The 22,341-nt window shown below is 62.0% G+C and carries 15 protein-coding genes; 13 read left to right on the top strand and 2 right to left on the bottom strand.

Annotated elements, in window-relative coordinates:
- Positions 1-225 precede the first annotated feature (225 nt).
- The 13 genes from MF6394_RS19780 (at position 226) to ureC (ending at position 14,111) form a co-directional block, all read left to right on the top strand.
- Positions 226-2,286, top strand: a complete 2,061-nt coding sequence (locus tag MF6394_RS19780) for a TonB-dependent copper receptor (RefSeq protein WP_078467366.1) — start codon at positions 226-228, stop codon at positions 2,284-2,286.
- A gap of 118 nt (positions 2,287-2,404) precedes the next feature.
- Positions 2,405-3,766 carry a PepSY-associated TM helix domain-containing protein gene (locus tag MF6394_RS19785; RefSeq protein WP_078467367.1) on the top strand — a complete coding sequence of 454 codons (1,362 nt, stop codon included), beginning with the start codon at positions 2,405-2,407 and terminating at the stop codon, positions 3,764-3,766.
- A gap of 194 nt (positions 3,767-3,960) precedes the next feature.
- Positions 3,961-5,226 carry an urea ABC transporter substrate-binding protein gene (urtA, locus tag MF6394_RS19790; RefSeq protein ID WP_003188149.1) on the top strand — a complete coding sequence of 422 codons (1,266 nt, stop codon included), beginning with the start codon at positions 3,961-3,963 and terminating at the stop codon, positions 5,224-5,226.
- A gap of 166 nt (positions 5,227-5,392) precedes the next feature.
- A complete protein-coding gene (urtB, locus tag MF6394_RS19795; protein WP_044271067.1) occupies positions 5,393-6,895 on the top strand; it encodes an urea ABC transporter permease subunit UrtB in 1,503 nt (500 codons plus the stop codon).
- Positions 6,895-7,962: an urea ABC transporter permease subunit UrtC gene (urtC, locus tag MF6394_RS19800; protein WP_014716711.1), complete on the top strand. Its 1,068-nt coding sequence runs from the start codon at positions 6,895-6,897 to the stop codon at positions 7,960-7,962. The genes urtB and urtC overlap by 1 nt, the downstream gene beginning before the upstream one ends.
- Positions 7,959-8,792 (top strand): urea ABC transporter ATP-binding protein UrtD, encoded by an 834-nt coding sequence (gene urtD, locus MF6394_RS19805; RefSeq protein WP_014716710.1) that lies wholly within the window; start codon positions 7,959-7,961, stop codon positions 8,790-8,792. Before urtC ends, urtD begins: the two co-directional genes overlap by 4 nt.
- Positions 8,793-8,918: 126 nt before the next feature.
- The gene (gene urtE, locus MF6394_RS19810) at positions 8,919-9,617 is read left to right on the top strand and encodes an urea ABC transporter ATP-binding subunit UrtE (RefSeq protein ID WP_044271064.1); all 699 of its coding nucleotides are present in this window, start codon (positions 8,919-8,921) and stop codon (positions 9,615-9,617) included.
- A gap of 31 nt (positions 9,618-9,648) precedes the next feature.
- Positions 9,649-10,488, top strand: a complete 840-nt coding sequence (locus MF6394_RS19815; protein ID WP_078467368.1) for an urease accessory protein UreD — start codon at positions 9,649-9,651, stop codon at positions 10,486-10,488.
- Between the two features lie 145 nt (positions 10,489-10,633).
- Positions 10,634-10,936, top strand: coding sequence for an urease subunit gamma (gene ureA / locus MF6394_RS19820; protein ID WP_003171437.1), 303 nt, complete (start codon positions 10,634-10,636; stop codon positions 10,934-10,936).
- Positions 10,937-10,945: 9 nt separating this feature from the next.
- Positions 10,946-11,458, top strand: a complete 513-nt coding sequence (locus tag MF6394_RS19825; RefSeq protein WP_044271058.1) for a GNAT family N-acetyltransferase — start codon at positions 10,946-10,948, stop codon at positions 11,456-11,458.
- Between the two features lie 5 nt (positions 11,459-11,463).
- Positions 11,464-11,997, top strand: coding sequence for a GNAT family N-acetyltransferase (locus MF6394_RS19830; RefSeq protein WP_044271056.1), 534 nt, complete (start codon positions 11,464-11,466; stop codon positions 11,995-11,997).
- Positions 11,994-12,299: an urease subunit beta gene (locus MF6394_RS19835; RefSeq protein ID WP_032893787.1), complete on the top strand. Its 306-nt coding sequence runs from the start codon at positions 11,994-11,996 to the stop codon at positions 12,297-12,299. The genes MF6394_RS19830 and MF6394_RS19835 overlap by 4 nt, the downstream gene beginning before the upstream one ends.
- A 111-nt stretch (positions 12,300-12,410) precedes the next feature.
- Positions 12,411-14,111, top strand: coding sequence for an urease subunit alpha (ureC, locus tag MF6394_RS19840; RefSeq protein WP_032893788.1), 1,701 nt, complete (start codon positions 12,411-12,413; stop codon positions 14,109-14,111).
- Between the two features lie 63 nt (positions 14,112-14,174).
- On the opposite strand, the gene MF6394_RS19845 is transcribed toward ureC, so the two are convergent.
- Both MF6394_RS19845 and MF6394_RS19850 read right to left on the bottom strand, forming a co-directional pair.
- Positions 14,175-15,113, bottom strand: coding sequence for a DnaJ C-terminal domain-containing protein (locus MF6394_RS19845; RefSeq protein WP_078467369.1), 939 nt, complete (start codon positions 15,111-15,113; stop codon positions 14,175-14,177).
- A 230-nt stretch (positions 15,114-15,343) separates the two neighbouring features.
- On the bottom strand, positions 15,344-22,291 hold the full coding sequence (locus MF6394_RS19850; protein ID WP_078467370.1) for an NEL-type E3 ubiquitin ligase domain-containing protein: 6,948 nt from the start codon (positions 22,289-22,291) through the stop codon (positions 15,344-15,346).
- Between the last annotated feature and the right edge of the window lie 50 nt (positions 22,292-22,341).

Raw genomic sequence — 22,341 nt, forward strand, 5'->3', positions numbered from 1 at the left:
CCGCACCGTCGCGAGATGACAGTCTTCTATTGGGCGGTGGTGTCGGTTGTGTTTAGGCGACACCCCCGGGGCCATGCCCGGCAGAGCATCTTCCCCGGCGCCCGTAGCCGTGCGCCGCCCATCGTTTCGTAAGCCCTTCACCGCGTTACTTCACCCCGGCCGACTTTAGACAGACAGCCGCAGGCTGCTGGCCGTGTTGTTTACGATTGATTGATGGAATTTGTCATGTCCAGGTTTTCTGCTGACACCCGTTTGGGAAGTACTGCCCTGCTCACCGCGTTATGCGGCGCACTATTGGCTGCCCACGCTCACGCCGACGAGCATGAGCTGAGCCCCACGGTCATCACCGCTATTGCCCCCAGCTCGCCGCTGACCGTGGTCACCAACCCCAAAGACCCACGCCAACCGGTGCCCGCCAGCGATGGCGGCGACTACCTCAAGACCATCCCCGGCTTCGCCCTGGTGCGCAACGGCGGCACCAATGGCGACCCGGTACTGCGCGGCATGTTCGGCTCGCGCCTGAATATCCTCACCAACGGCGGCATGATGCTCGGCGCCTGCCCGGGGCGTATGGATGCCCCCACCTCCTACATATCGCCGGAAACCTACGACAAGCTCACCGTAATCAAAGGCCCGCAAACCGTGCTCTGGGGCCCGGGCGCGTCAGCGGGCACCATCCTGTTCGAGCGTGAACCGGAGCAGTTCGGCGAGCTGGGCACGCGGGTCAATGCCAGTGTGCTGGCCGGCTCCAACGGGCGTTTCGACAAGGTCATCGATGCCGCTGCCGGCGGGCCATTGGGCTACGTGCGGGTGATCGGCAACCAGGCCCACGCCGACGATTACAAGGACGGCAACAACGACACGGTCGCCTCGCGCTATGACAAGTGGAACGGTGACGTAGCCGTGGGTTTCACGCCCGACGCCGACACCCTGCTGGAACTCACCGCCGGGCGTGGCGACGGCGAGGCGCGCTACGCCGGGCGCGGCATGGATGGCTCGCAGTTCCTGCGCGAAAGCCTGGGGCTGCGTTTCGAAAAGTCCAATATCGGCGAGGTGCTGGATAAGGTCGAGGCCCAGGTCTACTACAACTACGCCGACCATGTGATGGACAACTACAGCCTGCGCGTCCCTTCGGGCACCGGCATGATGGCGGGCCCCATGGCGTCCAACGTCGACCGCCGCACCCTCGGCGCACGTATCAAGGCGACCTGGCGCTGGGCCGATGTGCAATTGATCAGCGGCCTGGATGCACAGACCAATGAACACCGTGCACGCAGCGGCATGGGCATCGACACCTATAAGGATGCGCCACGCAACAAGGACGCCAATTTCCACAACTACGGTGTGTTCGGCGAACTGACCTGGTACGCCGCCGACAATGATCGCCTGATCACCGGCGCACGCCTGGACCGCGCCTCGGCCAAGGACTTCCGTCAACGCACCGGCTCGGGAATGATGTCGCGCCCGAACCCGACTGCCGGCGACACCCGCGCCGATACGTTGCCCTCGGGCTTTGTGCGCTATGAACACGACCTGGCGGACAGCCCCACCACGCTGTATGCCGGCCTGGGCCACGCGGAACGTTTCCCGGATTACTGGGAACTGTTTTCCCCCAACACCGGCGCGGCCGGTTCGGTGAATGCCTTCGACGGCGTGAAACCGGAAAAAACCACCCAGCTCGACTTCGGTGCCCAATACAAGAGCGCCGACCTGGAAGCCTGGGCCTCGGGCTATGTCGGCCAGGTGCGCGACTTCATTCTGTTCGACTACAGGCCCGGCATGATGGGCACCACCTCCCAGGCGCGCAATGTGGACGCACGCATCATGGGCGGCGAAGTGGGCGCGGCGTACAAGCTGAGCCAACACTGGAAAGCCGACGCCAGCCTGGCCTATGCCTGGGGCAAGAACAGCAGCGACGGCAAGGCCCTGCCCCAAATGCCACCGCTGGACACGCGCCTGGGCCTGACTTACAGCGAAGACGACTGGAGCGCCGGCGCCTTGTGGCGCGTGGTCGCGGCACAAAACCGCATCGACCCGAACAAGGGCAACGTGGTCGGCAAGGACTACGACAAAAGTGGCGGCTTTGGCGTGTTCTCGTTGAATGCGGCCTACCGCATCAACAAGCACTTCAAGGTCAGCACCGGGGTCGACAATTTGTTTGGCAAGGCTTACGCCGAGCACTTGAACCTGGCCGGTAACGCAGGCTTCGGTTACCCAGCCAACGACCCGCAGGCCATCAAGGAACCGGGGCGTACGCTCTGGACCAAGGTGGACATGAGCTTCTAAAAGCATTGCAGGCAAGCCAGCCCTCACAGGTGGAATACATTCCAATGTGGGAGCTGACTTGCCTGCGATGACGGTGTAACAGACCAAGAAAAATCAAAAGCCTTATGCGGAGCCCCCGATGACCACACAAAAAATTTCCTTCTACAACCTGGCCTGGCGCTGGCATTTCTACGCCGGCCTCTTCGTCGCCCCCTTCATGGTGCTGCTGGCCCTCACCGGCATCATCTACCTGTTCAAACCTCAGCTCGACCCGCTGATGTACGGCCACCTGCTTACCGTGCCCGCCGCCGAACACGCGCTGAGCGCCGACGAGCAACTGCGGCGCGCCCAGGCCGCCTACCCTCACGCCGCGATCAGTAAATACCTGCCCCCTGCCGACGCCACTCGCAGCGCGCAGTTCGTGATGCGCAACGACGCCCACGAAGTGACAGTGTTCATCGACCCCTATCGCGGCACCGTCCTCGGTGAGCAAGACGCAAACAACAACCTGCAAGCCATCGTCCGCGCCCTGCACGGCGAACTGATGATCGGCACCGTCGGTGATCGCCTGATCGAACTCGCCGCTGGCTGGGGCGTGATGCTGGTGGTGTCCGGCCTGTACCTGTGGTGGCCGCGGGGCAAGTCTTCGGCCGGGGTGTTGTGGCCGCGCTTCGGTAGCCGTGGCCGCTTGTTCTGGCGCGACCTGCACGCTGTCGCCGGGTTCTGGGGCGCGGCGTTCCTGCTGGTGATGCTGCTCAGCGGCATGACCTGGACCGGCTTCTGGGGCAAGCAATACGCCGACCTGTGGAACACCTTCCCGGCAGCGATGTGGAACAACGTGCCGCAGTCCGACCAGCAGGCCCGTGTACTCAACACGGCCACCCAGCAAACCGTGCCCTGGGCCCTGGAAAACACGCCGATGCCGATGTCCGGCGACCACGCCGAACACATGAATCACGGCGCAATGCACGCAGGCCCGGCCGCACCCACGGTGCGCCTGCAACAGGTGGTCGACCTGGCCAACGCGCGCAAGGTCGAGCCCGGCTACAGCATCACCTTCCCCACCACCGCCACCGGTGTGTTCACCGTCGCGGTGTTCGCCGACGACCCGCGCAACGACGCCACCCTGCATGTGGACCAGTACACCGGCAAGGTCCTGGCCGATGTGCGTTGGGATCATTACAACCTGGTCGCACGCGCCACCGAGACGGGTGTGATGCTGCACGAAGGCAAGATGTTCGGCTGGGTCAACCAACTGATCGTGCTGGTGATCTGCCTGATGATTCTGCTCAGCGCGGTCAGCGGCGTGGTGATCTGGTGGAAGCGTCGGCCACAAGGTGGGCTGGGCGTGCCGCCGCTGCGTCATGACTTGCCGAAGTGGAAAACCGCGATGGCGATCATGCTCGGGCTTGCGATCATTTTCCCGTTGGTAGGGGTTTCGTTGGTCCTGGTATGGGCGCTGGATCGCTTGCTGCTGTCACGCATTAGCGCAACCGCCTGAAGCATTGTCGCGCAACGCCCTCTTTTGAAGCCTGCCGTGCACTCAACGGCCTGCGTGGCGCCAACCTGGTGCGCCACGGAGCAGCTTTACCTCCTGAACCCGCCGGTAAACCCGTGTCTGGCGTAGCAGGCACAGCCCTTGCAAAGCCCTGTGTATCTGCCCCACAACAATTATCGGTACACGGAGATCGCACCATGAAGCGTCGCAGCTTGATCAAGGCTTTCACTTTGTCGGCATCCATTGCCGCCATGGGTTTGACCTGGACCGTCCAGGCCGCCGAGACCATCAAGGTCGGCATCCTGCACTCGTTGTCCGGGACCATGGCGATCTCCGAAACCTCGCTTAAAGACATGGCGCTGATGACCATCGACGAGATCAACGCCAAAGGCGGGGTGAACGGCAAGATGCTCGAACCGGTGGTGGTGGACCCTGCGTCCAACTGGCCGCTGTTCGCCGAGAAAGGCCGGCAACTGCTGACCCAGGACAAGGTCGCCGTGGTGTTCGGCTGCTGGACCTCGGTGTCGCGTAAATCGGTGTTGCCGGTGTTTGAAGAACTCAACGGCTTGCTGTTCTACCCGGTGCAGTACGAAGGCGAAGAGATGTCGCCCAACGTGTTCTATACCGGTGCGGCGCCGAACCAGCAGGCGATCCCGGCGGTGGAATACCTGATGAGCGAAGAAGGCGGCAGCGCCAAGCGTTTCTTCCTGCTCGGCACCGACTACGTGTACCCGCGCACCACCAACAAGATCCTGCGCTCGTTCCTGCACTCCAAAGGCGTGGCGGATAAAGACATCGAAGAGGTGTACACCCCGTTCGGCCACGCCGATTACCAGACCATCGTTGCCAACATCAAGAAGTTCTCCGCCGGTGGCAAGACGGCTGTGGTCTCCACCGTCAATGGCGACTCCAACGTGCCGTTCTACAAAGAGCTGGCCAACCAAGGCTTGAAAGCCACCGAGGTACCGGTGGTGGCGTTCTCGGTGGGTGAAGAAGAACTGCGTGGCATCGACACCAAGCCGTTGGTGGGCAACCTCGCGGCCTGGAACTACTTCCAGTCGGTGGAGAACCCGGTGAACCAGAAGTTCGTGGCCGACTGGAAAGCCTATGCCAAGAAACACAACCTGCCGGGCGCCGACAAAGCCGTGACCAACGACCCGATGGAAGCCACCTATGTGGGCATCCATATGTGGGCGCAGGCGGCGGAAAAAGCCAAGTCCACCGACGTCGACAAAGTGCGTGAAGCCCTGGGCGGCCAGACCTTCGCCGCGCCGTCGGGCTTCACCCTGACCATGGACAAGACCAACCACCACCTGCACAAGCCGGTGATGATCGGTGAGATCCAGGCCGACGGGCAGTTTTCGGTAGTGTGGCAGACCGAAGCGCCGATTCGTGCACAGCCGTGGAGCCCCTACATCCCGGGCAATGACAAAAAGCCGGACTATGCCGTGAAGAGCAACTAAAGCCCCCACAGCTCGAATGTGGGACATGGTCACTGTGGGAGCTGGCTTGCCTGCGATGCAAACAACTCGGTGTGCCTGACACACCGCAGCGATGCCATCGCAGGCAAGCCAGCTCCCACACACAGCCTGCTCCCACACTGTCCCCGCATGACCAGGACATTTTGCTATGCCCACTGCCCTCCATCGCCTCATCCTCGCCCTGCTGTTGCTGCTGCCCTTTGGCGCACACGCCAGCGACGCCGAAGACTTCCTTGCCGCCAACCCGGTGCAGCAAGCCAAACTCCTGCAGGACTGGGCCGCCCAACCCGACCCAACGCGTATCGAGTTGGTGGATGCCCTTGAGCAAGGCCAACTCACGCTCAACGGCGAAACCAAGACCGTGCGCCTGAACAACCGCCTGCGCGGCTTGATCAATAACGTGCAAGCCAGCCAGCAACTGCTCGCCGCCGACCCCAAGGTGCGCCTGGAGGCAGCGCGCACCCTGCAAAAAAGCGCGGTGCCTGCACAACTGAAATTCCTCGACCAGCAGGTCGCCGCCGAGACGGATGAGCAGGTGCACAGCGCCCTCAGCCTGGCCCTGGCCAACCTGCAACTGGTCGACCCCGACCCGGTGGTGCGCCTGGCGGCCGTGCGCTTGCTCGGCAGCACGGGCGACCCGCTGGCCCGCACGCGCCTTGAAGCGCTGCTGGCACCCGGCGTGGAAGCCGACGCGGCCGTGCATACCGCTGCTGAAACCAGCCTGGCCCAAGTCAAACGCAAACTGATGATGGGTGAAATCCTCGGCCAGGCGTTCAGCGGTATGTCCCTGGGCTCGATCCTGCTGTTGGCGGCCCTGGGCTTGGCGATCACCTTCGGCTTGCTCGGCGTGATCAACATGGCCCACGGCGAGATGCTGATGCTCGGCGCCTACTCCACCTATGTGGTGCAGTTGATGATGCAGCGCTATGTGCCCCAGGCCATCGAGTTCTACCCATTGATCGCGTTGCCGGTGGCGTTCTTTGTCACTGCGGCCATCGGCATGGCGCTGGAACGCACAGTCATCCGTCACTTGTATGGCCGCCCACTGGAAACCCTGCTCGCCACCTGGGGCATCAGCCTGATGCTGATCCAGCTGGTGCGCCTGGTGTTCGGCGCGCAGAACGTCGAAGTGTCGAACCCGGCCTGGCTGTCCGGCGGCATCCAGGTGCTGCCCAACCTGGTGCTGCCGTACAACCGCATCGTCATCATTGCCTTCGCGCTGTTCGTGGTGGTGCTCACCTGGCTGCTGCTGAACAAGACGCGCCTGGGTCTGAACGTGCGCGCCGTCACCCAGAACCGCAACATGGCCGCCTGCTGCGGCGTGCCCACCGGGCGCGTGGACATGCTCGCCTTCGGCCTCGGTTCCGGTATCGCAGGTTTGGGCGGCGTGGCGCTGAGCCAGATCGGCAACGTCGGCCCGGACTTGGGCCAGAGCTACATCATCGACTCGTTCCTGGTGGTTGTGCTCGGCGGCGTCGGCCAGTTGGCCGGCAGTGTCATGGCCGCCTTTGGCTTAGGGATCGCCAACAAGATCCTCGAACCCCAGATCGGTGCCGTGCTCGGCAAGATCCTGATCCTCGCGCTGATCATTCTGTTTATCCAGAAACGCCCGCAAGGACTCTTCGCACTGAAAGGACGGGTGATCGACTGATGAACCAGCCATTGATGCTTACGGCCACGCAAAAGGCCGGCCCTAAAGTCACGATTGCAGTCGGTGCGGTCATCCTGCTCCTGCTGCTGGCGTTGCCCTTGTGTTCGTTATTGTCTGCCGACAACCCTCTGCATGTATCGGCCTACACCTTGACCCTGGTGGGCAAGATTCTCTGCTACGCCATCGTCGCCCTGGCGCTCGACCTGGTGTGGGGGTACGCCGGGATGTTGTCCCTGGGCCACGGTTTGTTCTTCGCCCTGGGCGGCTACGCCATGGGCATGTACTTGATGCGCCAGGCGTCGGGCGATGAGTTGCCGGCGTTCATGACCTTCTTGTCCTGGACCGAATTGCCTTGGTACTGGGCCGGCACCGACCACTTCCTCTGGGCGTTGTGCCTGGTGGTACTGGCCCCCGGTGTGCTGGCGTTGGTGTTCGGTTTCTTCGCCTTCCGCTCGCGGATCAAGGGCGTGTATTTCTCGATCATGACCCAGGCTCTGACGTTCGCCGGGATGCTGTTGTTCTTTCGCAACGAGACCGGGTTCGGCGGCAACAACGGCTTTACCAACTTCCGCAGCATCTTAGGTTTTGGCATCACTGAACCGGGCACGCGGGCGGTGTTGTTTATCGCCACGGTGCTGTTGCTGGTTGCCAGCCTCTACATTGGCTGGCGCCTGGCGAAGAGCAAGTTCGGGCGTGTGCTCACCGCCCTGCGCGATGCCGAGAACCGCCTGATGTTCTGCGGCTACGACCCACGCGGTTTCAAGCTGTTCGTGTGGGTGTTGAGCGCGGTGTTGTGCGGCCTTGCCGGCGCGCTGTATGTGCCGCAGGTGGGCATCATTAACCCCAGCGAAATGTCACCGACCAACTCCATCGAAGCCGCCGTGTGGGTGGCGCTGGGCGGGCGTGGCACGCTGATCGGGCCGCTGCTCGGCGCCGGTGTGGTCAATGGCATGAAAAGCTGGTTCACCGTGGCCTTCCCCGAGTACTGGCTGTTCTTCCTGGGGGCGCTGTTCATCATCGTCACCCTGTACCTGCCCAAGGGCGTTATCGGCCTGCTGAAGAAATGAGGAACGTCATGCTTGAACCTATTTTCGACGCAGGCAGCGGCCGCGATGCGATTGGCATCGGCCAGGTGGCGGGCAAAGGACTCAACACCCGCCACGGCACCATTCTGACCCTGGAAGATATCAGCGTCAGCTTTGACGGATTCAAGGCCCTCAACGACCTGAACCTGTACATCGGCGTGGGCGAATTGCGCTGCATCATCGGCCCCAACGGCGCCGGCAAGACCACACTGATGGACGTGATCACCGGCAAGACCCGGCCCAGCCACGGCAAGGCCTGGTTTGGCGAAACCCTGGACCTGACCCGCATGAGCGAAGTGCAAATCGCCCAGGCCGGCATCGGGCGCAAATTCCAGAAACCCACGGTGTTCGAAGCCTTGAGCGTGTTCGAAAACCTGGAGCTGGCGCAGAAGACCGACAAGTCGGTGTGGGCCAGCCTGCGTGCGCGCCTCAACGGTGAGCAGAAGGACCGCATCGAAGAAGTGCTCGACACCATCCGCCTCACCGCTTCCGTGCATCGCCCCGCCGGTTTGCTGTCCCACGGCCAGAAGCAGTTCCTGGAAATCGGCATGCTGCTGATGCAAGACCCGCAACTGTTGCTGCTCGATGAACCGGTGGCAGGCATGACCGACGCCGAGACCGAGTTCACCGCCGAACTGTTCAAGCGCCTGGCCGGCAAGCACTCGTTGATGGTGGTGGAACACGACATGGGGTTTGTCGGCTCGATTGCCGACCACGTGACCGTGTTGCACCAGGGCAGCGTGCTGGCCGAAGGGTCGCTGGAACAGGTGCAGGAAAACGAGCGGGTGATCGAGGTCTACCTCGGCCGCTAACACTGACACGAACGGCTTTATGTGGGAGCTGGCTTGCCTGCGATGCAGACGACTCACCGCTATCGCAGGCAAGCCAGCTCCCACAGTTGATCCGGTTCCCGCAGGGGGATTGAGGAGGTTTTGAGAATGCTGCAAGTCGACAAGCTGCACCAGTACTACGGCGGTAGCCACATCCTGCGTGGGCTGTCTTTTGATGTGAAGATCGGCGAAGTCACTTGCCTGCTCGGGCGTAACGGCGTGGGCAAGACCACCCTGCTCAAGTGCCTGATGGGCCTGTTGCCCGCCAAGGAAGGCGCGGTGAACTGGGAAGGCAAGACCATCACCGGCTTCAAGCCGCACCAGCGCGTGCATGCCGGGATCGCCTACGTGCCTCAGGGCCGGGAGATATTCGCGCGGCTGACCGTGGAAGAAAACCTGCTGATGGGGCTGTCGCGTTTCCCCGGCTCCGAAGCCAAGGAAGTGCCGGCCTTCATCTACGAACTGTTCCCGGTGTTGCTGCAAATGAAGCATCGACGTGGCGGTGACTTGTCCGGCGGCCAGCAGCAACAGTTGGCAATTGGCCGTGCCCTGGCCAGCCGCCCACGCCTGTTGATCCTCGATGAACCCACCGAAGGCATCCAGCCGTCGGTGATCAAGGAAATTGGCGCGGTGATCAAAAAGCTCGCGGCGCGCGGCGACATGGCGATCCTGTTGGTGGAGCAGTTCTATGACTTTGCCGCTGAGCTGGCAGACCAGTACCTGGTGATGTCCCGTGGCGAAATCGTGCAGCAGGGCCGTGGTGAAAATATGGAAAGCGACGGTGTGCGCGGGCTGGTAACCATCTAATCTGTAGCCTCCTAACGATAAGCACACGCTCATGAACCTGCCCGTTTCCCCTGCCCTGTTCACCCCCAGCTGGCACGCCGAGCTGGAACTCGGCTACGCGCGTGTCAATGACACCACGCGCCCGGTGCTGCGCCGTCACCTTGGCCCGCTGCGGGTGCAAAAACACCTGTACGCCGAAGGCCCCCAAGTGTGCCAGCACATCATCGTGCACCCGCCCGGCGGGATTGCCGGTGGCGATCGCCTGGACATCAGCGCCCATGTGGGCACCGGAGCCTGGGCCCAACTGACCAGCCCTGGCGCCGCCAAGTGGTACCGCGCCAGCGGCCCGGCGTTTCAACAACTGGAACTGACCGTGGAGGCCGGCGCGACCCTGGAGTGGCTACCTCAGGAAACCATCGTGTTCAGCGCCGCCCAGGCCGAACTCACCACGCGAGTCGAGCTGTCGGGCGATGCGCGGTTGTTCTATTGGGATGTGGTCGCCCTGGGCCGCCCGGCCAGTGGCGAACGGTTCGACCTGGGCCACTTTCAATCGCACCTGGACATTCGCCGCGATGGCCAGTTGCTCTGGCACGAACGCCAGCGCATTGTGGGCGCCGATGGGTTGTTGGATTCGCCTATCGGGCTGGATGGGCAGCCGGTGTTTGCCACGTTGCTGGTGACCGGTGAAGTCGATGCACAATTACTGGAACAATGCCGCTCACTGCCCCACGCGGTGCGCGGTGACCTGACCCAACTGCCTGGATTACTGGTGGCGCGGTGCCTGGCCAGTGAAGCGTTGCTGGCGCGGGGATGGTTGATTGATCTATGGAAATTGCTACGCCCGGCAGTGCTGGGGCGAGAAGCAGTCGCACCACGAATCTGGAGCACATGATGATCAAAATGTGGGAGCGGGCTTGCTCGCGAAAGCGGTGTGTCAGTCGACGCATTCGAAACGGACCTACCGCTTTCGCGAGCAAGCCCGCTCCCACAGGGGATCTGCAGTGTATTTATAAATGATGTTTGAAGGACCTTGAACCATGGACCTGACCCCACGGGAAAAAGACAAACTGCTGATCTTCACCGCAGGCCTGGTCGCCGAGCGGCGCCTGGCGCGCGGGGTGAAGCTCAACTACCCGGAGACCATCGCCTATATCTCCGCCGCCTTGATGGAAGGCGCCCGCGATGGCCGCACCGTGGCCGACCTGATGCACTACGGCACCACCCTGCTCAGCCGCGAACAAGTGATGGAAGGCATCCCGGAAATGATCCCGGATATCCAGGTGGAAGCCACGTTCCCCGACGGCACCAAGCTGGTCACCGTCCACCAGCCCATCGCGTGAGGCGCAGCCATGATTCGTGATGCAACCGAACACGACCTGCCGGCAATTCGCGCCATCTACAACGACGCGGTGTTGAACACCACGGCGATCTGGAACGAGCAACCGGTGGACCTGGCCAACCGCCAAGCCTGGTTCAGTGCGCGCCAGGCCCAGGGCTATCCGATCCTGGTGGCTGTGGAAAACAACGAAGTCACCGGTTACGCCTCGTTCGGCGACTGGCGCCCCTTCGAAGGCTTTCGCTACAGCGTCGAACACTCGGTGTACGTGCGCAGCGACCAACGCGGCAAAGGCCTCGGCCCGCACCTGATGGCGGCATTGATCGAGCGCGCTCGCACCGGTGGCAAACACGTGATGGTCGCCGCCATCGAAAGCGGCAACCTGGCCTCGATCCGCCTGCATGAACGCCTGGGCTTCATCACCACCGGGCAAATGCCCCAAGTGGGTATCAAGTTTGGCCGCTGGCTTGACCTGACCTTTATGCAACTGACCTTGAACCCGGGCGCACAACCGCCCAAGGAGTGACATCGATGAGCGTTGCACAACTGCGTCGAGTCAATGCGGAAAGTTTTGCTCATTACCGCCGGGGCTTGATCGAGCTGTTGCTGGACGCGGTGCAGCATGGCGCTTCGGTGGGCTTCATGGCCGACTTCGATGAGGCCCAGGCCCGGGACTACCTGAGCAGCGTGCAAGCCGGCGTCGAGGACAGCAGCCTGCTGCTGTGGGTGGTGGTGCGCGACGAGCAGGTGATCGCCAGCGTGCAATTGGCGCTGTGCCAGAAAGCCAACGGCCTGAACCGCGCCGAGGTGCAAAAGTTGCTGGTGCACAGCAGCGCCCGTCGCCATGGCCTGGGCCAACAATTGATGAATGCCCTGGAACTCGCCGCGCGCCAGCACAAGCGTGGCCTGCTGTACCTGGACACCGAGGCCGGCTCCGGCGCCGAAGCCTTTTACCAGTCGCTGCGCTACACCAAGCTCGGTGAGCTCCCCGACTATTGCCAAAGCCCGGACGGGCGCTACAGCCCGACCGCCATCTACTTCAAGACCCTGGGGCAACCTGCATGATTCCTGGTGAATATCAGATCCAGCCTGGCGAGATCGAACTGAATGTCGGCCGCCGCACCCTCACCCTCGGCGTGGCCAACAGCGGCGACCGGCCGATCCAGGTGGGCTCGCATTACCACTTTTTCGAGACCAATGACGCGCTGCAATTCGACCGAGCGGCCAGCCGTGGCATGCGCCTGAATATTCCGGCGGGCACGGCGGTGCGGTTTGAGCCGGGGCAGCGTCGGGAGGTGGAATTGGTGGAGTTGAGTGGTGCAAGGCGGGTATTTGGGTTTGCAGGGCGGGTCATGGGCGACCTTTAGGGCCTCATCGCAGGCAAGCCAGCTCCCACAGTTGGAATGCAATCCCCTGTGGGAGCTGGCTTGCCTGCGATAGCGATTTCACATTCCACACCTATTGTTCAGGGCACACACATGAAAATCACCCGCCAAGCCTACGCCGACATGTACGGCCCCACCGTCGGTGACAAGGTGCGCCTGGCCGACACCGAACTGTTCGTCGAAGTGGAACAGGACTTCACCGTCTACGGCGAAGAGGTCAAATTCGGCGGCGGCAAGGTAATCCGCGACGGCCAGGGCCAGAGCCAATTGCTCGCCCATGAAGTGGTCGACACGCTGATCACCAATGCATTGATCATCGACCACTGGGGCATCGTCAAGGCCGACGTCGGCTTGAAGAATGGCCGCATCCACGCGATTGGCAAAGCCGGCAACCCGGACATCCAGCCCGGCGTGACCATGGCCATCGGCGCCAGCACCGAAGTGATTGCCGGGGAAGGCATGATCCTCACCGCCGGCGGCATCGACTCCCATGTGCATTTCATTTGCCCACAACAGATCGAAGAGGCGCTGACCAGCGGCGTCACCACCATGATTGGCGGCGGCACCGGGCCGGCTACCGGCACCAACGCCACCACCTGCACCTCCGGCCCGTGGCACCTTGCGCGGATGCTGCAGGCCAGCGATTCGTTCCCGATGAACATTGGCTTTACCGGCAAGGGCAACGCCAGTCTGCCCGAACCGCTGATCGAGCAGGTCAAGGCCGGTGCTATCGGCTTGAAGCTGCACGAAGACTGGGGCACAACGCCGGCGAGCATCGATAACTGCCTGAGCGTCGCCGATGCCTACGACGTGCAGGTGGCAATCCACAGCGACACTCTCAATGAGTCGGGCTTTGTCGAAACCACCCTCGCCGCGCTCAAGGGCCGCACCATTCACACGTACCACACCGAAGGCGCCGGTGGTGGCCACGCGCCGGATATCATCAAGGCCTGCGGTTTCCCCAATGTGCTGCCCAGCTCCACCAACCCGACGCGGCCGTTCACGCGCAACACCATCGACGAACACCTGGACATGTTGATGGTGTGTCACCACCTGGACCCGAGCATCGCCGAAGATGTGGCCTTCGCCGAAAGCCGCATCCGCCGCGAAACCATCGCCGCCGAAGACATCCTGCACGACCTCGGCGCGTTCTCGATGATCAGCTCCGACAGCCAGGCCATGGGCCGTGTCGGTGAGGTGATCACGCGCACCTGGCAGACCGCCGACAAGATGAAAAAACAACGTGGCCCCCTGCCGGGCGACGGCGCGGGCAACGATAACTTCCGCGCCAAACGCTACATCGCCAAGTACACCATCAACCCGGCGATCACTCACGGCATCAGCCATATCGTCGGCTCCATCGAAGTCGGCAAATGGGCCGACCTGGTGCTGTGGCGCCCGGCGTTCTTCGGCATCAAGCCGACGCTGATTCTCAAGGGCGGCGCCATTGCTTCGAGCCTGATGGGCGACGCCAACGCCTCCATCCCCACACCGCAACCGGTGCATTACCGCCCTATGTTTGCCAGCTTCGGCAGCTCCCTGCACGCCACCAGCCTGACGTTTATCAGCCAGGCAGCACAGGCCGCAGGCCTGCCCGAGGCCCTGGGTTTGAAAAAGCAGATTGCAGTGGTCAAGGGTTGCCGCGATGTGCAGAAAACGGACCTGATCCACAACGACTATTTGCCGGATATCGAGGTGGACCCGCAGACGTATCAGGTCAAGGCCGACGGTGTGTTGCTGTGGTGTGAACCGGCTGAAGTGTTGCCGATGGCGCAGCGGTATTTCCTGTTCTAGCTTCGCCTCATGTGGTGAGGGAGCTTGCGCCCTCACCACAGGTACAGCGTATTCGCGTAGGCCTCAGAACTGCTCGCGTGGGTTAAAAGCGGCTTTTTGCGCCAGCTCCTGCCACAACGCTTTCACATCGTCGTTACCCGCCGCAGGCATGACCGCCTTGAGCTGAATGAACAGGTAGCCGCGTTGCCCGGCCTTGTTCAGCAAACCATGGCCCTTGGCACGCATGCGCTGGCCGTTCTGGCTGCCGGCAGGCACCTTGAGGTTGATCTTGCCGGTGAGGGTCGGCACGGCCACTTCCGCGCCCAACGCCAACTCCCAGGGTGCCAGCGGCAGGTTGATGATCAGGTTTTCGCCGTCCACCTCGAACTTGGGGTGGGGCGCAAACTTGATGATCAGGTACAAATCACCATTGGCCCCGCCACCGATGCCCGGTGCGCCCTGGGCCTTGAGGCGAATGCGCTCGCCATCGGCCACACCGGCCGGGATCTTCACGTTCAGGCTTTTGGTGGTATTGCTCACATGCCGACCGGAGGCATCGTATTGCGGCACCTGGAAGCTGATCTGCTTGGACTCGGTGGACAGGGTTTCCTCCAGGGAAACCGTGAGGTGCATCTCCACGTCCTGGCCCTTGCGCCCGGTAGGACGACGCTGGCCGCCACCGAAAGCATCGCCGCGCGAGCCGAAGATCGAACTGAAAAAGTCCGAAAAGTCGCCCGCGTCCTGGCCGCCACCAAAGCCTCCACGGCTCTGCCAGCCCGGCGGCCCCTGGAACGGCTGGCCATGCTGGCCGTATTTGCGCAGTTCATCGTATTCGGCGCGTTTGTCGGCACTTTTCAGCGCTTCATAGGCCTCGGACGCATCCTTGAACTTGGCTTCGGCATCCTTTTCTTTGCTGACGTCCGGGTGATATTTACGCGCCAGCTTGCGATAAGCCGACTTGATCTCCTTGTCGTCAGCCGTCGGCTCGACACCGAGAATCTTGTAATAGTCTTTGAAATCCATGGGGGCATCACCATCCGTTATCGATATCGCGCAGCCCGCCACACGGCACGCCATGGCTGGCAGCCTGGGAATTGATGTCAGGGCGCGTCATAAGTTAAGCGGCGGCACACAGATTTAATGCAATGGCTGTGTACCGCCTGGATATGCCCACAAGATTGGGGCAAAACGCGGTCTTTCAAGATGCGATACCGCTATTTACGACGACGGACGGGTTACCGACCTGCGTAGGATCAAGCGAACAGCTTTTTTATCATCCCCTCGGTGTATTGGTAGTCCAATCGCAGCTCGGTGCCCGCGGCGATGTCTTCAGTGGCGAAAAGGGTGTTGAGGATGAACGGCTTGCGCTTTATCTGCGCCCCCGGCCCCATGCCCAGCCACATGTCGGCCTCAACATCAAACCCCACTGTCTCGACGTTATAGCCACTTGGCGCCTGGCGCAGCGGCTTGCCGTTTTCGTCATATTCAAAGTGAGTGTTTATTCGCGACAGAATATTGTCCCCCGACAAATGAATCGGCACCTCCATCAGAACGTTACCCTCGGCGACCTTCTGGCTGCCCACCTTCATGGTGTAGGTCTGGCCGCCCTCGCCGAAGATCCCCGACGGCAGTACGGTACCGCCGTAGACACCGACGATTTCCCCTTTGGCGATACGCCGGTTGGCCACCACCATGGACTGGCCGATCAACGCCTTTTCGCCAGGCACTTTCACATCCTGCGCGGTGAACGTGCGCAGTTGCAGTTGCGCTTCATAGCGTGCACCGACGTGCTCATAGCCTTCGAACTGGATGTAGGGTTTGACCTGCGCGGAGGTGTATTGCGCGCCGGAATCCAAGGTCACTTGCCTCTCCAGGGTTCGGATACGGATCGGCCTGCCCTGGTAATCCCTGAGTGGGTACTTACCGTTGTTGGCGCGGATGTAACTGCCGACCGGATTAGGGTTGGCCGTAAAGTGCACTTCCCGGCGCATGTAACTGAGTTCGGCCGTTGTATAGGGCTTGACCGGCATGGATTCCGACGCGTCGACAAACTCATCGTCGGACCCCGGCGGCGCCATACCGCCCGCCAGGCCTCGGCGGCGCCACACGCCCTTGACATCAGGCTTGGCCACGATTGCGCTACTGGTCAGGCGCAAGGGGTTATCCGCCGCTTGTACCCATAACACGTAATGCTCGCCATCACCCGCATCGGGCATGCTCGCCACGAAGTAGCGCTTGCCATTGAAGTCGATGGCTTGCGCCTGGGACAGTTGCAGCCCGGGGCTGGCGTTCTCTACCAAGACTTCAAGGCTCGCTGTCGGCACCAGCGCCTGCGCCACTTCATCGCGGCTCAAGCGTTCGATCAATTGTGCTTCTTCAATCTCGAACTGCGCCTGCAATGCCTTGACCTTGGTGTCGTAGGTTGCACGGGGCAGCGTCCCGGCCTCGAAATCGCGCTGCAAGGCTTCCATTTGTTCGTGATGGGGTTCGTTCTGTGCTTCAAACTGCGCCCGGTATTTATTCGCCACATAGTCTTTCCAGAAGTCTCTGGCGAGCATCGCTTGCAACTCCTGGGCGGAGTTATCCAGGCTGAGCACCCGCTGGTAGGCCGCATCAAGCATGGCCTGGGTCACATTGCCGAAATGAGCAAACCGGGCCTGCTGCGGTTGGCCGGGCAATTCAAGGCGATCCTTGAGCCCATGGCGATACGCCATGCGCACCTCCACCTCTTCCACGGCCCTCAAGGCGCTCTCTCGTTGGGCAGGGGTCAAGCCCTCACGCGCGTTGATCGCGGCCCTGCGCTGGTCGATATCCTCCAGGGCGATCTTTTCCAGCTCATCGAGACGGAACAGCCCCTTGGACAGCTCCAGCAGGGCCGCACCCTGGGTCGAGTCCAAAGCGAGTGCCTTGGCGTTGTAGGTCATCAGCAAGATCTCCAGGTTGCTGAAGGTCAACGCCGCCCGGTCACAGCAGGCCGCCCGCCCCGCCCACTCGAACATCTCCTTGCGCAACTGCTCGGACTCATTGCTGTTTTGCGTGATGCCATCGATCACCTCCCAGATGCGGCGCTGCAAGTCTTCACGCCCGGCAGGCGCTATTTCCAGGTCCCGGAGCACTTCAAAGAAGCCGTCCGAACCCGGTAACGCACGCAGGGTGGACCACTGGAGCCGGCGCTGCGCCAACTGCTCAGTGGAAAAGCCCGTGGCCCAGCGCCGAAACGGAGCATCCGCGTCATGCGACACCACCGGGCCATCCACCGCACTCGTCACACTGGCGACCAATCGATTGGCTGCTCGCTCGGTGGCGGTGAGCCGGTCGCCGTAGGCGTTGATGCGTTGTCGCGTATCGGCGGACAGCGGGTTAAGGCCCAGGTCGGTTACCCGGGTGACCCGCAGTGTCTGTTCCAGTTGCTCGTCCGACGGGGCGATCAGCGCATCGGGCAAGGCGGAAATATTGTTGCCTCGCAGGTACACCATGTCCAACAGGGGGAGCTCGTCCAAGCCGGTAGGCCAGGTATCGAGGCCGGTGGCCCCCATGCCCAACGAGTGCAGGTTGGTCATTTGGCTGAAGTCCGGCGCCCTACTCAGGGGGTTTGAATTGAGTACCAGAGCCTTGAGCGTGGTGCGTGACGAGAGTATCGCCGCCGAATCGGCAGTCAGGCGGATCCGGTTGTTTTGCAGGGACAAGCGGGTCAAGCCATGCATCTGCCCGACCGCCGGCGGTAACTCACGCAACTGGTTCTTGGACACATCGAGCCAGCGCACCCCGCGAAAACGCGCGAGGAACCCTTCCGGCGAGGTTCGAAGGTTCATATTGCTCAGTTTGAGCGAACCCACATGGCTGAAATCCGCGTCCAGGTCAGGCAGGCTCGGCAGGTTCAGATCACTGAGGTTCAACTCCAGGCCGAAAGGTTCGCCATCATTGGTGAGCTGTTGCGGTGTTTCTTGCCTCCAGCAGCGCAAGATGCGGTCCCAGGCCTGGTGGCGGTCACGCAAAGACCCTGCGTCATTGGCACGCTCGCCAACACGCACATAGCGCTGGCGCTCACCACCGCCTGAGAACAGCCACCCGTTCAACTGCCGCAGCAGCACAGAATGCTCTTGCCAGAGGCGGTTGAGCTGCGCCTCGGCCCCTTCACCCCAGGACCAGATAAGCGCCCTGGCCTTCTGCACGGAGTACTCGGGGTACATGTACTGCACCTTCTCGATGCGCGGATTTTTACTGTCGAAAGCGCCCTCCAGTGCCCCTTGCAACAGGTCGGGTCGCGACTGGGCCAGGTCCTGCCAGTACTTATCGAAGGTTTTCCAATAATCGGGGGGGAAGCGATTATTCTCGAGCAAGGTGACATTGTTGATCCGTGCCACTTTTTCCAATTGATCCGCGGGCGGCACCAGGTTGTCCTGCGGTACCTGTTGCAGACGGTTTTGACGCAGGTCGAGGCGCTCCAGCCCGGCTTGCTCTCTCAACCCCGAGGGCCACCGCTCGATGCGCGTCCTATACAGATTCAGCTCTCTTAAATGGGGCATGCCACTGAAGTCTGGCGTTACGCCCAGCGGATTACTCGACAGGTCGAGCACTTGCAGCGCATTGAGATTACTCACCAAGCCCGCGCTATGTTCAGTCAACTGCAAGCCGTTGTCGTGCAGCTTCAACGCAGTGAGCTGCTTCATGTCGCCAATTACCGCAGGCAGCTCGGTCATTTCGGCCCCAGTGATGCTCAAGCTGTTCAGCTCGTTAAAGTTTTCGAGAAACAATGCACTGGAATGCCCACCCCATTTGACATTCGACAACACCAATTCCTGGACATGGTCGAAGCCTCCTTTTATGGCGGGCAAATCCACCCCATAGAGGTTGTCCCTGGGCAGGCGAATGTGCAGTTGGCTCCCGGTCTCACGGCGCCAGCAGCGTTTGATCTCTTCGCTCACACGCCACTCCTCGCTGTAAGGGGCCAAGGCCCGCGGCCCCTTAGCTTGCGCCCAGACTTTCAAGGTTTTTTTCAGGGTGCGGTACTCCAACTCACGGCGGCTCAACTCGCCCCGCACGTCTTCACCCAGCGACTCAATGAACGCCGTGACCTGCTCGTCGCTGAAGGTTGGAAACAACCGCCGTACCCGCTCCGCCGGGGAGCGAAGCACATTCCCCGCCGTCCTTAACAACTGGCGCACCCCTGGGGCGCCGCCCAGTAGCCTGGCCATCGGGTCGTAGTCAGGTTTGCGCAGTGGGTTCTCCTCCAGCACCGTGCGCAACGGCTCTCGCGGTAACGGGCTGCGTTGAATCGCCTGCTTGAGCTCAACGGCACTGCTCAAGCCCAGACGCTGGCGCTCATCGAGCGCCAATTGTTCCCAGATAGCGCTGTAGAAATCACCGGGCATGGAGGCTTGGAAGTCGCCGCTTTCCAGCAGCACCAATGTGCGTTTGTGCGGAAAGTCAGGCGAGCCGATGGCATCCAGCACCGTGCCTTCAGCCGAATACTGACGCAGCTCGATGCGCGAACCCCGGTGCCAGCCCGGCAGGGTTTCCAGGGTACGCAAGGCCAGGCGCTGGCTATCGAGGTGCGTCTGGGTGTCCAGGTGCAACCCTTCGTAGGCACGGGCCACCCGGGTTTCCTGGGCACACCATCGGGCTTGTGTGGCCAGGGGCTCAGGCAAGCGGCGGGTGCTGCGAAAGGCCTGCAACTGATCCGTCGTCGCCCCTTGCAACACACGCTCGGCGACCGGTGTGGGCAAGGCCGGGTAGGTATCCAGCAGACGTTGCACATCGGCATCGGGCGCAGGGTTCAGCGCTTGGTAGCGTTGTTCCAGCAACGGCCCCTTGAGGCTGTCAACGGCATCGCCGAGATAGTGGCGCAGCTTGCCGGCGCGCACCTCCAGCGACTCCTCGGGGCTGCCGGGAAACTCCTTGAGCAGCGGGTCGACACCCTGCAACGTATACAACAACTCGCGCAGCAAACCGCCCCGGGCCATGGCGCTTTCGGTCACCACCATCACGCGCTTGCTGGCTGAAGCCGGTGCATCGGGCGTCTCCCAGAGCACCTCGCCCTGGGGGCCGATGACTTTCAGCGCCACGTTGTCAGGCAACAGGCCGCGGCGTTGAAGCAGGTCAAATTGCAGCTTGGGTTCGGCTTTCGAGTACTCCAAAGGGTCGCTGCTTCTGATGCGCTCGGCAAAGGTGGTGAGCTGCTGGTGCAGCTCGAAGCGTTTGAGCGTGTCTTCCAATAACCACGGCAACGGCTCGTGATGGAGCGCGGCCTGGCGCAACACGTCGGTGTCGACACCGCTGATGCGCAGCGGGTCCGCCTGGTCGACAAGCCCCAGGCGCTTGAGCAAGGTCGGTTCATCCCAGGTCAGCGGTTCTTCCAGCTCATGGCTCCATACCCCGTTGTGGTTGTGTTCCAGCTCCGGGGCATAAGCGCCGGAGCGGGTCGGGTGCTGGATGCGGTAATCGCCAGTGAGGGGGTCTTGCTTGACCTGATAATGGGCGTCCTCGAATGCCACCAGTTGCTGCCCGTCGTGGTCGTACAGGCCCAGCGCGTTGGCCTTGGCTTCGGGCGCCGGTTTGACGGGTGCTTCGTAGGGCGCGAGGTCAGGGTTCCACAACACCTGCTTGCCGGACGGCATCGTCACAGGCTTGAGATGCTCCACCGCGCTCTGCCATTTGACGGCAGGCAGTACCTTGGCGCCGGTGGCAATAAACGCCACGTTCAACGCCACCGAGGCAAAATGCGCCCACATTTGCCGCGGCTCGCCTTGCCCATAAGCCTCTATCCCTTCAAAGACCTCGTAGCACATCTGCGACGCGCCCACGGCCAGCATGATCGGCCCCAACCCTGGCACCACGAAGGCCGCCAGGTTGAACACGCTGACAGCGGCGTCGAAAAACCCTTCCAGACGCTCCAGCCGCGCCTTGCGATCCTCGTCCTCGGTGGGTACGGCCACCGCCCGCGCATCACTCAAAATCTTGCGGATATGTGCCTGCCGACTGCGCTGCCAAAGGTCACCACTGAGCAGGAAGCCGTCCATGGGCAAACGCACCAACGAGGTACGCAGCGGATAATCGGCCCCACCGTTGCCGTTATCGGCTGGCTGGTACAACCGGCTGAAACGGGCGAAAAAACTGCCTTGCTCGTGCACCGGTATAAAGCGGCTAAAAAAGCGTCGATAGGATGCGCTGTGCAAGCGCATGCGCAGATCGACCATGAACTCGCCACTGGAGGCATACTCCTTGACCGGCTGTTGCGGGTCGCCGGGTATGTACACCACCAGCGGCTCGGTACGGTCCGAACGTTCACGGTCTGGCCCGATCAGCAGCGGCCCTACCAGCACGCGGTCCAACACCTTGAGGGCGGCGTAGGTGACCGGCTTGCCCGCCAGCTTCGGTGTGCCGGAACCGGCCACCACCTGTTTGAGCATCTGGTAGGCATCGGCGCTCAACGCGCCGTTTAACTGCAACCGGGCAATCTCGATGCTCAGCGCCAGTTGCTGGCGTTGATGCTCCTCAAGCAACTGCTCCAGCGCCTCGCGCTCTTGGGCGGCGTCGGGTTCGACAACCGCCTTGATGTGCTTCTGGTATTGCGCGCCGAGGTCCAGGGTGCGGCACAGCTTGGCAAACTCATGGGGTTTGATCGCCACCGCGTGGGCGCTGACGGCGGCGAATGTCGCAATGATGTGGGGGTTCTCGGGATTCCAGCGGGTAATGAGTTGGCAATCGGTGCACGGCGAAGGCTGTTCTTCATCGGCCTCGAAATTGGCCAGAGCCGCTTCCAGCAGGGATGTGCCACGGTAGGTGTAGGTCAGGCTGGGGTCGTTTTGCTGTTCAAAAACAAAGGCCCCGTAGAAATCGTCGCGAGCACCTTTGTAGGCATATTTGCGCACGAGGAACACATTGCGTACATCCAACTCCAGGTTGAACTGCTTTTTGATCGCGTCCTTGAGCGGCTGCTCGGCAAACGCCAGGATGTCGTCGATCTGGCCAAGATGCTCTTCGATTGAATTGAGGGTTTCGCGAAAACGTGTGTGCTGCTCGGCCAGGGTGGTTTTGTCTTGGTGAGTCGCGGCCAGGTACCAGGAAGGAATGTCCATCTCGTGCTGGCCCAGCTCTTCCTGGCGCTGGGTCGTGCCGTTCAGGAACCAGCTTGGCACGCGTTGTTTGAGGAAGTCGTAGTGCACGCCGCGCAGGTCGGCGGTAAAGGTTGCATCAGGCATAGCGGTTCATCCGTGAGCGGTAAAACCGCAGCCTAGCCAAACCCCGGCAG

Origin of the sequence: Pseudomonas sp. MF6394, from assembly GCF_002018845.1 — a bacterium.
In the GTDB taxonomy this organism is placed as follows: Bacteria; Pseudomonadota; Gammaproteobacteria; order Pseudomonadales; family Pseudomonadaceae; genus Aquipseudomonas; species Aquipseudomonas lactis.